Source organism: Nocardiopsis sp. CC223A (assembly GCF_030766825.1).
Lineage (GTDB): Bacteria > Actinomycetota > Actinomycetes > Streptosporangiales > Streptosporangiaceae > Nocardiopsis.
In genome coordinates, this window is sequence record NZ_JASFDV010000133.1 from 1 (window position 1) to 11,350 (window position 11,350).

Genomic DNA, 11,350 nt, shown 5'->3' on the forward strand with positions numbered 1-11,350 from the left:
GGCGGGGGTGCGGGAGGCGCCTCACGGGCCACCAGGAGCGCGTCGCGCAGCGCCAGGGCCACCAGGGCCCCGGCCGCCCACCCCCAGGCCCCGCCGACCCCGGCCAGCACCGCGCCCACGGCCAGGCCCAGGTAGACGATGTACTCGCGCAACTGGGAGAGCATGGCGGCCAGCCACAGGGTGAGGGCGTCGTGGCGCCCGGCGCGCATGCGTTCGCGGACGGAGTCGCAGAACAGCACCGCCACCAGGAAGGCCGAGCCGGCCAGCCCGCCCACGGTGTCCGGCCGGGTGAACCAGACGGCGGCGCCGACGGAGACCATCACGGCGATCCGGCTCATCCCCGCCCGGGTGACGTGCCTGCGTTCGAGGAAGCGCGCGGTCGACCGCGCCACGGTGCCGTTGGCCATGGACGTGTCCCTCTCGAATTCTCGGTGAGGGCAACCGTCGCCCACGCTCTGTGGTCAATCAATCACTGACACGCCAGAGGTGTCCGTTTGGCCTGTTCAGAGCGAGCATGCCGGTATTTCGGTCGGGCTGGAAGACAAAGTGCGCACCGCCGGAATCCTCCGGCAGCGCGCACTGTGCTTCTTCGGCCTTCCGCTGCGACCGCTCGTCGCCCGCCACCACCCGCCACCACCCTCAACGGATGGCCTGCGGCCGGCCGCCTGCTTCTTTCACCGTGCGGGGCCCGGAGAGCGGCGGCCTCGGCTCCGGGTCTCCGGAACCCCGTGAGCGCCCTCGCGGAGAGAAGGCGGGGATGTCAGGCGGCCTGGCCGCCGTCCTTGCCCTCGCCGGCCTTCTTCTCGGCCTCCTCCGCGCGCTTCTTCTTGGCCTCCTCGGCCTTCTTGCGCTTGGCGATCTCGGCCTTGGTGTCCTCGTTGTAGGCGGCCAGCGCGGCGTCGATGTCGGTGTCCAGCGCCAGCGCCCCGCCCTTGATGTACAGGCCGCGGTTGCAGAACCGGCGCAGGTCGCCCTCGTTGTGGGAGACCAGCACCATGGTCCGGTGGTTGGCCAGCATCCGCTCGATGGCCTCGTAGCACTTGCGCTTGAAGGCCTTGTCGCCCACCGCCAGCACCTCGTCGACCAGCATGATCGGGTGCTCCAGCTGGGAGATCAGGGCGAAGCCCAGCCGCACCTTCATGCCGCTGGAGTAGTGGCGCACCGGGGTGTCCACGAACTTCGGCTTGATCTCGGCGAAGTCGATGATCTCCTCGAAGCGCTCGTCGATCTGCTTCTCGGTCATCCCGTGCAGCGAGCCGACCAGGTACACGTTCTCGCGGCCGGTGAGGTTGTCGTTGAAGCCCGCGCGCAGCTCCAGCAGCGGCGCGACCTTGCCCCGGACCTGCACCTCGCCCTCGTCGGGGATGAGCACCCCGGCGATCATCTTCAGCAGGGTGGACTTGCCGGTGCCGTTCTTGCCGACGATACCGACGCAGTCGCCGCGGGCGACCTCGAAGGACACGTCGCGCAGCGGCCAGAACTCGTCGCCCTCGGCGTTGGGGTCGCGCTTGGTGCCGTGGATGAACATCTCCCGCAGGCTGCGCTTGCGACGGCGGTTGACCGCGAACTTGACACCGAGGCCCTTGGCCTCGATGACCGGGCCGTTCGCCAGGTCGGTGCCGTAGTCGGTCTGGGCCATCACAACTCCTTCAGGACGGACATCTCCAGGCGGCGGAACGTCCAGTATCCGATGACGAGCATCAGCAGGGAACCGACCACCGCGGAGGCGATCGCGACCGGACCCGGGGTCAGCTCCTCGAACCCGGAGAACCATACTGCCCGGTGCATCTCGAAGATACCCAGCAGCGGGTTCAACTGGTAGGCGACCTTGAGCCACTCCGGCACCCGCGCGGAGTCCATCACCATGGCCGCCGGGTACAGGATCGCCGATCCGTAGAACAGGATGCGGGAGGCGATGCGCACGAGCCGCTCGACGTCGCGCACCAGCACGTTGACCGAGGACAGCAGCAGGGTCAGCCCCAGGCCGATCGTGAACTGGAGCAGGATCGCCAGCGGCAGCCAGACCAGCACGCCCTCCCAGGAGGGGCGCCCGCCCAGGAAGATCACGAAGAGGAGCAGGATCGGCCAGGTGAGCAGGTACTCGATGAACTTGGTGCCCACCGTGGCCGTGGGGAAGATCTCCCGGGGCACCTTCATCGTGGTGATCAGTTTGGAGTGCGTGATCATCGCACGGGGGGCCTCGCTGAGGATCGCCCCGAACGTGTTCCACGGCAGGATGCCGGCCACCAGGAAGAGAAGGAAGCCGCCCTGCTCCATCGCACCCGCGGGCATCCCGCGGTCGGCTCCCAGGATCAACCCGAAGACGACGAAGTAGACCAGGGTCAGAGCCAGCGGCTCCAACATCGTCCAGGCGTATCCGAGAATCGACTGCTGGTACTTGACCTTCAGGTCGCGTCGGACCAGGAGGCCGACGACCTTCCGGTGCTCCCAGACGGCCAGCGCCCTTGACGCCACCGCCACCTCCAAGGATCGAAAGAATTGCCGTCCGGTCCACGCTCGCGCCACCGGACAGGTGGGTTCTCGTGCCTGCGCGCACCGGCCGACACGCGCGATCCACGGCCCCGGTCGGACGACGACCGGGGAAACGGGGGGACGTGTCCGGGCGACCGGGGGATTGTCACGGACCGCGCCCGACTCGACGACCACGGTGAGATGCGGTCGGACCGGGCACATTGAACAGGCGTCCATAGATTACCGCTGCGACGGACGGGGCGCGCCCACCGACCTGCTGCACATCCGTGTCCGGACCGTGACCGCACGTGGCCGGAACCGGTCGGCTAGCCTCGGCTCGTAGGAAGCGGGAACACGGATGCGGCATCCGGGACACCGTGACCACGGATGTTCCCGTGGGAAGCCGGAACCGTCGCGTCGACACGGTGTCGCCCTCCGTTCCGTGTGCCTGCACCAGCGGTTTGCCATCGATGGGAAACCGGCCGAGAGGAGGAGATCGGTGGACGAGGTGGACGGCGCCGGGCGCCCGCGGGTGATCGCGGCGGTCCTGGCCGGCGGGGTCGGGGCGCGCATGGGCGCGGACGCCCCCAAGCAGTTCCTACCGCTGGCCGGGCGGACGATCCTGGAACACGCGGTGTCCGCGTTCGAGGCGTGCCCCGATGTGGACGAGATCATCGTGCTCATGGTGGACGGGTACGTGCCCCGGGTGGAGAAGCTGCTGGCCGACGCCGGGTTCGCCAAGGTGACCCGGGTCCTGCCGGGCGGCGCCACCCGCACCGACACCTCCGTGGCGGCCCTGGCCGCCGTGTCCGACGCCGCCGACGACGACCTCGTGCTGCTGCACGACGCCGCGCGGCCGCTGGTCTCCCCCGCGACCGTCTCCGCCTGCGTGGCCGCGCTGGCCCGGGCGGACGCCGTGGGCGTGGCGGTGCCCAGCGCCGACACGGTGGTGCGCGTGGTCGCGGGCCCCGGCGGCGAGGCGATCGCCGAGGTCCCCGCGCGCTCCTCGCTGCGGCGCATGCAGACCCCGCAGGGCTTCCGGCTGGGGACGGTGCGCCGCGCCTACGCTCTGGCGACCGCCGACCCGGACCTGGTCGCCACCGACGACTGCGGGGTGGTGCTCCGCTACCTGCCCGGGACGGAGGTCCGGATCGTGCCGGGCGAGGAGACGAACATCAAGGTGACCAACCCCGGGGACGTGGAGGTGGCCGAAGCGCTGCTGCGCCGGTCCCGGGTGGACGCCCCCCTGCGTGAGAAGACGCCGTGAGCGGGGTCTTCGGTCAGGCCACCGAGGTCATCGGCCACCGCGGCGTGGGCCGCGGCGTGGTCGACCGGGCCCGTGAGAACACCCCGGAGTCCTTCACCGCCGCGGTCGCGGCCGGGGCCGACTGGATCGAGATCGACGTGCGGCGCACCGCCGACGACGAGCTGGTGCTCTACCACAACGCCGCGTTGGACGACGGGCGCGCGGTGGTGGACCTGACCGCGGCCGAGTGCTCCCGGGCCGGGCTGGTGGGCCTGGAGGAGGGCCTGGCCGCCATCCCCCGGCAGGTGGGCCTGGACGTGGACGTCAAGACGGTGATGGAGGACGCCGTGGACGCCCCCGCCCGGCGGACCGCCTCGCTGCTGATGCCGTACCTGCGGCGGGAGGCCGGGCGCCGCCGGGTGTTCGTGTGCTCCTTCGACCCCGGTGTGCTGCTGGCCGTCCACGAGGGCGCCCCGGAGGTGCCCACGGCGTGGATGCCGTTCGTGCGCAACCCGCTGGACCAGGCGGTCGCGGGCGCGGTGGGGCTGGGTTGCCCGATCGTGGCAGTGGACGTGCGGTCGTTCGGGCTGACCGACGACGGGCCGCTGCCCGGGCGGCGGTCGGTGGAGTACACCGTGGACCTGGCCCACCGGGCGGGCCTGGAGGTGGCCTCCTGGTGCCCGGACCCGCAGGACGCGGCGATGTTCGCGGCCGCCGGAATGGACGCGGTGGTGGTGGACGACGTGCCCGGCGCGGTGGCCGCGCTGCGCGAGGCGGAGCTGGCGTAGACGCCGGACCACACCAGGCGCAGGGTGGTCCCGTCCAGGGTGGCGGTGCCCTCCCGGGTCTTGATGTGCAGGGGCGTGGCGGGGACCGGCCCGGTGACGGTCTCCGGGGCCGGCCCGCCCTCGGCCCGCCCGGCGGCGAACCGGATCTGGTCGGCGAGGTACTCGGCGACCAGCTCGGTCCTGGCGGGCCCGGTGAGCCGGAACGGCTGGAGGTCGTCGCGGAGCATGGCGCCGACCGCGGCGTAGGGGTCCATGCGCTCGCGCAGTACGAGCCGGAGCAGCCACCCCCTGCGGCGCCCGCCGCCGGGGGTGAACTCGACCGCGACGATCGCGCCCACCGGCACGTTCAGGCGGCCGAGCCCCTTCAGGAGCGCGCTACCGGTCCAGGATTTCTTGTAGACGATGTCGACGGTCTATCCGTCGAAGCCCCGATCCGCCCGATCTCCCTGCAATTCGCCCATGGGGACATCATGCCGGAGCGGCACCCGGTTCAGGAGGCCTCTGCGCCCCGGGACGCCTGCGCGGTACGGGAGTCCGAACCCAGGCCGGGCGGGCTGGTGATGAAGCCCGCGCCCCACGACATGTGCATGGTGGCCAGGGCGACCGGGATGAGCGGCAGGGAGGCGGCGGGCAGGCCGCGGCCCAGCGGCAGCGACGCGGCGGCCACGAGCGCCAGGTAGGCCGCGGGGACCAGCCACAGCGGCCACCACAGGAGGCCGCCGAGCAGGCCCAGGACCACACCGGTCAGGGCGACCGGCGGGGCCAGGTAGCGCAGGTTGATGGTGCCCTTGTGCTGGCGGGCCACCACGCGCCGCCAGCGGCCGTAGTGGAAGTACTGCTTGGCCAGCAGCCCGACGTTGCGCCGCGGGCGGTAGGAGACGCGCATGCGCGGCTGGAACCACACCACGCCGCCGCTCTCGCGGATGCGGTGGTTCATCTCCCAGTCCTGGGCGCGCAGGAACGCCTCGTCGTAGCCGCCCACGCGCTCCAGCGCCGAACGCCGGAAGACGCCCAGGTAGACGGTGTCGGCCGGGCCGCCCTCGCCTCCGGTGTGGAAGCGGGCGTTGCCCACGCCGATCCTGGAGGTCATGGCGGCGGCGACCGCCTGCTCCCAGGGCGTGGTGCCCTCGGCGGCCATGATGCCGCCGACGTTGTCGGCCCCGGTCTCCTCCAGGGTCTCCACGGCGACGCGGAGGTAGTCGGAGGGCATCATCGCGTGGCCGTCGATGCGGGCGACGATGTCGTGGGAGGAGGCGCCGATGGCGGCGTTCAGGCCCGCCGGGGTCCTGCCGGTGGGGTTGTCCACCACCTTGACCCGGGGGTCGGCGGCGGCCAGCCCGTCGGCGACCTCGCGGGTGCGGTCCGCGGAGGGCCCCACACCGAGCACGACCTCCAGTTCGCCCGGGTACTCCTGGGCGAGGACGTGCTCCACCGCGGCGGCGAGGTGGCGCTCTTCGTTGAGGACGGGCATGACGACGGAGACCGGCGGCCAGGACACGGGCACTTCCCAGGATAGAGACGTGTCGGACGGCACGGCGGATGCGTGGGGCATCAACGCTCGCGCGCGTCCAAGGTACTGCACCGCAGGCGGCGGCCGCGCCGGTCGTCCGGCGCGGCCGGCCGGGTCAGGCCTGGTTCTTGATCGGGAGGCCTTCGGAGTCCTCGAACTTGCCGAGCAGCACCATGATGAAGTCGATGAGGGACCACACGCCCACACCGCCGCAGGTGATGAGCATCAGGATGCCGGTGCCGGTCTTGCCCACGTAGAAGCGGTGGACGCCGAGGTAGCCGAGGAAGAAGGAGAGGAGAACGGTGGTGAGCCAGTTCTTGGGGGAGACAGGGGGATGCGTCATCGGTTTCTCCGGATTATGAGGGGGACTGCGGACATGGAGACCTCCATGTCCGGGAAGGAGACCGGTGGCGGGTGCCGCACCCCGTTCGATGCGGCGCCGGGTACCGGCCAGACCGGCGACAAGGTACCACAGACCAGTGCCTTCGGCCCGCAGTGGAATCCTCGCCCCCTTTTCTCCCCCATCCCGACGGGGACGCCCCAAGCCGAGAACAACACGCCGAGGATCGACATCTCACACCGCGCGGGGGATCGGGTGACAACCTAAGAGATCGAGGACACCGTTGACCGGGGTGGGACGGGGACACCGATGAGCGACGACAACGGAGGGCGGAACCGACCGGGCGGCGGCGAGTTCCGCCGTGAGCGGTCCCGGCCGATCCCGCCCGAGGGTCGGCGCTCCCCCCGGTCCGGCCGGATCACCGTGCCCTCGCCCTCCGTCCGCCGCCGCCGCGCGGGCCTGGTCGTGATGTCGGTCCTGTCCGTGCTGGTCCTGCTCGCCTCGGGGACCTCCTGGGCGATCACCGGGTGGATGTCGGGCAGCCTCAACCGCTTCGACGTCTTCGGCGGCCTGGCCGACGGGGACCGCCCCGAGGAGACCGGCGGGCTGACGTTCCTGGTCATCGGCTCCGACAGCCGCGAGGCCCTGGCCGAGGAGGACCGCACCGCGCTGAGCGTGGGCTCCACGCCCGGGCGCCGTTCGGACACGATGATGCTGCTCCGGCTCAACCACGAGCGCGACCGGATCACCGTCGTCGGCGTGCCCCGCGACCTGTGGGTGGACATTCCCGGCGAGGGCGAGGACAAGATCAACGCCGCCTACGCCTACGGCGGCCCGCAGCTGGCGGTGCGCACCGTGGAATCGGTCACGGACGTGCGCATCGACCACTACGTGGAGGTGGACTTCGCCGGGTTCGTCGGCGTGGTCGACGCGCTCGGCGGCATCGAGGTGTGCCTGCCCGAGGCGATCGACGACCCCAAGGCCCGGCTGGACATGGCGGCGGGCACCCACCGGGTGGACGGTGCCGAGGCCCTGGCCTTCGCCCGCACCCGGGCCACCCCGCGCGGCGACCTGGACCGCATCGACCGCCAGCAGCAGGTGTTGTCGGCCATGTTGGACCGGGCGCTGAGCAGCGAGACCCTGTCCGACCCCGGCAAGCTCACCGCGTTCCTGGACAGTGCCCTGTCGTCGGTGACCGTCGACGAGGGGCTGGACACCTCCACCATCAACCAGCTCGCCTACCAGATGCGCGATCTGGACATGTCCGCGGTGAACTTCACGCAGGTGCCCATCGCCGACATGGACTTCTGGACCCCGCGCGGCGACGTCGCCCTGCTGTGGGACGAGCCCGCCGCCCGCGACCTGTTCGCCGACATCAACGCCGACCGCCCGATCACGGAGCCCTCCGCCGGGCCCTCCGCGCAGGAGGAGCGCGAACCGGCACCGGCCGACATCCGGGTGCGGGTGTTCAACGGCACCGGCACCCCCGGGCTGGGCGCGTCCCTGGACGGCTCCCTGACCGGTGCGGGGTTCCAGGTGCCCGACGCCGCCTCCGACTGGAGCAGCCGGAACGTGCCCGCCACCCAGATCCGGCACGGCGCCGACGACACCGCGGCCGCCGAGTACGTGGCCCGGACGATCCCGGGTGCCGAGACGGTGGAGGACACCACTCTGGACGACGAGATCCAGATCGTGATCGGCTTCAACTACACGACGTTCAACGCTCCGGAGGTCGAGGCCCCCGAACCGGAGGAGTCCCCCTCTGCCGGGGACGCCCCGCTGTCCACCTCGACCGCCCGGGACAACATCTGCGGGTGATCCCCGCGAAAGAAGGTGCTCCCGTGCTCCGCCACCTGCTCGGCCTGCTGGTCGGCATCGCCCTGGCCCCTCTGCTGTGGATCTCCGTGTCCTGGTCGGCGGGCGAACTCCCCGGGCTGTCGGAGGGCGACGTGGCGGTCGCCACGGTCGCCGCCGCGGTGCTGCTGGTCCTCGTGGGGTTCGCCTGCGCGTACCTGGCGGCGGCCCGCATCTCGCCGCTCACCGCCGGGGCCGCCGGGTTGCCGCTGAGCGTGCTGGCGCTGTGGCCGGCGGTGCACCCGGCGTCGCTCGCGTCGGCGATGTCCTGGCTCGATCCGGAGGGCTTCGTGTACCCGGGTGGTCCGGGGGTGTCCGTGGCGCTGCCGCTGGGCGCGCTCCTGCTGTTCTCGGCGACCCTGCCGGGCCGCTGGCGGCGGCCGGTCGCGGCCACCGGGCCCGCCATGGTGGCCGCCCCCTGGGAACGCGTGCACGGGCCGCGGGAGGAGCTGCCGGAACCGCCGGTCGGCGACACCGTGCCCGAGGTCCCCGGCCGCCGGGCCGCGACCGAGGTGTGGGAGCCGCGGGAGGGCGATCCGGCCGGGACGACCACCCCTTTCGCCCGGGGCGAGGACGGGTGGACCCCGCTGGGCGGGGAGTCCGAACGCCGGGATTGAGGGGCTCCGGGGCCTTGTGTCCGATACCGCGCACGCACCGGTAATCTGAGCGCCTGATGTGTTCACTCCCTGTTCGGGCGTGGGCCATGCCCCGGAGCGTAGGGTGATGCTCCGCGTGCGGGGTTCCCCCGACGCCGACTCATGTCCGCCTTTCCGCCCTCCCCCGGGTGCTCACCGCCGTCAGCGGGAACAACCATGGGATACGGGCGCGGACGAAAGCGAGGAAGGACTCAACCAGTGATCGAAGCGGACCGTATGCGCGTCTCCGTCATCGGTACCGGTTACCTGGGCGCCACCACCGCGGCCTGCCTGGCCGAACTGGGGTTCGAGGTACTGGGCCTGGACGTCGACGAGGCCAAGATCGAGATGCTCCGCTCCGGTCGGGTGCCCTTCTTCGAGCCCGGACTGGAAGATCTGGTGGTCTCCGGGCTGGAGTCGGGGAGGCTGCGCTTCACGACCTCGTTCGCCGAGGTCGCCGAGTTCGCGGACCTGCACCTGATCTGCGTGGGCACCCCGCAGAAGGACGAGTCGGGCGCCGCGGACCTGAGCTATGTGAACTCCGCGGTGGACCGGCTGGCGCCGCACCTGGCCCGCCCCGCCGTGGTGGTGGGCCGCTCGACCGTGCCGGTGGGCACGGCCGCGACCCTGGCCGCCCGGCTGGCCGCGCTGGCGCCCGCCGGCGAGGAGGCCGAGCTGGGCTGGAGCCCGGAATTCCTGCGTGAGGGCTTCGGGGTGGAGGACACCCTGAGCCCCGACCGGATCGTGCTGGGCACCGACTCGCCCCGGGTCGAGAAGGCCGTGCGGTCGCTGTGGCAGAAGCAGGTCGACGAGGGCGTCCCGTTCCTGGTGACCGACCTACAGACCGCCGAGCTGGTCAAGGTGGCGGCCAACGCCTTCCTGGCGACCAAGATCTCCTTCATCAACGCGATGGCGGAGGTGTCGGAGGTGGCCGGGGCCGACGTCATCCAGCTGGCCCAGGCGCTGTCCTACGACGACCGCATCGGCGGCAAGTTCCTGGGCCCGGGCCTGGGCTTCGGCGGCGGCTGCCTGCCCAAGGACATCCGCGCGTTCATGGCCCGCGCCGACGAGCTGGGCGTGGAGCCCGCGCTGTCGTTCCTGCGCGAGGTGGACGCCATCAACCAGCGGCGCCGCGCGCGCACCATCGACATCGCCCGCCAGCTCATCGGCGGCGGTTTCGCGGGCAGCCGCGTGGCGGTGCTGGGCGCGGCCTTCAAACCCAACTCCGACGACATCCGCGACTCGCCCGCGCTGGACGTGGCCGCCACCATCGCCTCGCTGGGCGCGCAGGTGACGGTGTACGACCCGGCGGCGCTGGAGCGGGCCCGCGCGGCGCACCCGGAGCTGAACTACGCCGACTCCATGCGCGGGGCGGTCACCGACGCCGATGTGGTGCTGCTGCTCACCGAGTGGGCGGAGTTCCGCGAGGCCGACCCGGACGAGCTGGGCGGGCTGGTGGCGCGCAAGCGGATCGTGGACGGGCGCAACGCCCTGGACCCGACCTTCTGGCGGGCCTCGGGCTGGACCTACCGGGCGCTGGGCCGCCAGTAGGCCCCTTCTCCTCCGAACGGTGACGGCCGGGACCCCGCGGGGTCCCGGCCGTCACCGTTCCCGGACGGCCCCGATCATGCTTGACTACTCCTAGTAGCTATTTGGCGACGCGTGGTCGCGTTCTCGCGCGTCGGTGACGAACGGAGTCCGATCGGTGAAGTTCCGTCTGGCCGCGGGGGCCGCCGCCCTGGCCCTGCTGGCGGTGGCCGCCCCCGCCCACGCCCACGCCTCGGCCCCGCCCGCCCCTGCCGGGTGCCCGGTGCTCGACCCGCCGCCCACCGCCGAGGACCTGGAGCGGTACGTGTGCGGCGACCGCCGACTGGGGCCGGCCGAGCTGCCCGACGAGGGCCCGGTGGCGGAGCTGCTGGTGGGCTACGAGAGGTTCGGCGGGCTCACCCCTGCCGGGTTCCTGGACCGCTGGTGGGGCCCCGACGGCTGGGAGTACCCCGACCACCTGGGCTTCGAGGTCGTGGACGGCGAACCCGTCACGGCGTCCGCGACCCTGCCCGAGGGGTGGATGCTCGACCGGTTCGGGTCGCCCTGGGGCACATTCCTGGCCCCGGCGGGCGCCCCGTACGCACAGCGGGCGCTGCCGCCGGACTCGCTGAACACCTGGCCGGACGGGCCGGAGAACAACTACACCTGCTTCGAGGTGACCGACGAACTGCCCGTGCTGGTCGGCCCGATCGCCCCGCACTTCGAGCAGCCGGGCGGCGGTGAGCAGGTGCTGGTCCCGGCCGAGGGGCTGCCCGAGCCGGTGGAGGGCGGGCACGCCCGCGTGAACGAACTGCTCGACCTGGGCTACCTGGAGGCCCGCCCGGCCGGGGAGTGCGTCGCGTTCCCCGGTTACCCGTACCCCGGCCACACCCTCTCCTGAGCCCGTTCCCCCGGGGCCGGGCCCTCCGGGGCCCGGGGGAGGGCGGCGCGGGGCGACGGCCGCCGCCCCGGAGACGG

Annotated in this window: 10 protein-coding genes and 2 pseudogenes; 6 read left to right on the forward strand and 6 right to left on the reverse strand. The window is 72.3% G+C overall.

Annotation, left to right across the window (positions count from 1 at the left end):
• The 3 genes and pseudogenes from QJS33_RS30160 to QJS33_RS30170 all read right to left on the reverse strand — a co-directional run.
• A pseudogene (locus QJS33_RS30160) lies at nt 1–407 on the reverse strand (hypothetical protein); the annotation flags it as partial.
• 353 nt (nt 408–760) lie between these two features.
• Nucleotides 761–1,639 (reverse strand): ABC transporter ATP-binding protein, encoded by an 879-nt coding sequence (locus QJS33_RS30165; protein WP_306371475.1) that lies wholly within the window; start codon nt 1,637–1,639, stop codon nt 761–763.
• Entirely contained in the window at nt 1,639–2,487 is an 849-nt protein-coding gene (locus QJS33_RS30170; protein ID WP_306371476.1) for an ABC transporter permease, read from the reverse strand. The genes QJS33_RS30165 and QJS33_RS30170 overlap by 1 nt, the downstream gene beginning before the upstream one ends.
• A 484-nt stretch (nt 2,488–2,971) precedes the next feature.
• Between QJS33_RS30170 and ispD the strand changes: the two genes are divergently transcribed.
• Nucleotides 2,972–3,739: a 2-C-methyl-D-erythritol 4-phosphate cytidylyltransferase gene (gene ispD, locus QJS33_RS30175; protein ID WP_306371477.1), complete on the forward strand. Its 768-nt coding sequence runs from the start codon at nt 2,972–2,974 to the stop codon at nt 3,737–3,739.
• Nucleotides 3,736–4,506 carry a glycerophosphodiester phosphodiesterase gene (locus QJS33_RS30180; RefSeq protein ID WP_306371478.1) on the forward strand — a complete coding sequence of 257 codons (771 nt, stop codon included), beginning with the start codon at nt 3,736–3,738 and terminating at the stop codon, nt 4,504–4,506. The genes ispD and QJS33_RS30180 overlap by 4 nt, the downstream gene beginning before the upstream one ends.
• Nucleotides 4,507–4,658: 152 nt before the next feature.
• Here the strand turns inward: QJS33_RS30180 and QJS33_RS30185 are convergent.
• The 3 genes and pseudogenes from QJS33_RS30185 to QJS33_RS30195 all read right to left on the reverse strand — a co-directional run.
• Nucleotides 4,659–4,910, reverse strand: a pseudogene (locus tag QJS33_RS30185) (DUF4429 domain-containing protein); the annotation flags it as partial.
• An 86-nt stretch (nt 4,911–4,996) separates the two neighbouring features.
• On the reverse strand, nt 4,997–6,004 hold the full coding sequence (locus QJS33_RS30190) for a glycosyltransferase family 2 protein (RefSeq protein WP_306371479.1): 1,008 nt from the start codon (nt 6,002–6,004) through the stop codon (nt 4,997–4,999).
• 127 nt (nt 6,005–6,131) lie between these two features.
• The gene (locus QJS33_RS30195; RefSeq protein ID WP_306371480.1) at nt 6,132–6,359 is read right to left on the reverse strand and encodes a TM2 domain-containing protein; all 228 of its coding nucleotides are present in this window, start codon (nt 6,357–6,359) and stop codon (nt 6,132–6,134) included.
• A 306-nt stretch (nt 6,360–6,665) separates the two neighbouring features.
• Between QJS33_RS30195 and QJS33_RS30200 the strand changes: the two genes are divergently transcribed.
• The 4 genes from QJS33_RS30200 to QJS33_RS30215 all read left to right on the forward strand — a co-directional run bounded on the left by QJS33_RS30200 (nt 6,666) and on the right by QJS33_RS30215 (nt 11,273).
• Nucleotides 6,666–8,174 carry an LCP family protein gene (locus QJS33_RS30200; RefSeq protein WP_306371481.1) on the forward strand — a complete coding sequence of 503 codons (1,509 nt, stop codon included), beginning with the start codon at nt 6,666–6,668 and terminating at the stop codon, nt 8,172–8,174.
• Nucleotides 8,175–8,197: 23 nt separating this feature from the next.
• Nucleotides 8,198–8,827, forward strand: a complete 630-nt coding sequence (locus QJS33_RS30205; RefSeq protein ID WP_306371482.1) for a YIP1 family protein — start codon at nt 8,198–8,200, stop codon at nt 8,825–8,827.
• 237 nt (nt 8,828–9,064) lie between these two features.
• Nucleotides 9,065–10,396, forward strand: a complete 1,332-nt coding sequence (locus QJS33_RS30210) for a UDP-glucose/GDP-mannose dehydrogenase family protein (RefSeq protein ID WP_306371483.1) — start codon at nt 9,065–9,067, stop codon at nt 10,394–10,396.
• Nucleotides 10,397–10,550: 154 nt separating this feature from the next.
• Nucleotides 10,551–11,273, forward strand: coding sequence for a TNT domain-containing protein (locus tag QJS33_RS30215; RefSeq protein WP_306371484.1), 723 nt, complete (start codon nt 10,551–10,553; stop codon nt 11,271–11,273).
• Nucleotides 11,274–11,350 lie beyond the last annotated feature (77 nt).

Excerpts from the sequence above, each read along its gene's own strand:
- QJS33_RS30165 (WP_306371475.1), bottom strand. The coding sequence starts at position 1,639 with ATGGCCCAGACCGACTACGGCACCGACCTGGCGAACGGCCCGGTCATC.
- QJS33_RS30195 (WP_306371480.1), bottom strand. The coding sequence starts at position 6,359 with ATGACGCATCCCCCTGTCTCCCCCAAGAACTGGCTCACCACCGTTCTC.
- QJS33_RS30200 (WP_306371481.1), top strand. The coding sequence starts at position 6,666 with ATGAGCGACGACAACGGAGGGCGGAACCGACCGGGCGGCGGCGAGTTC.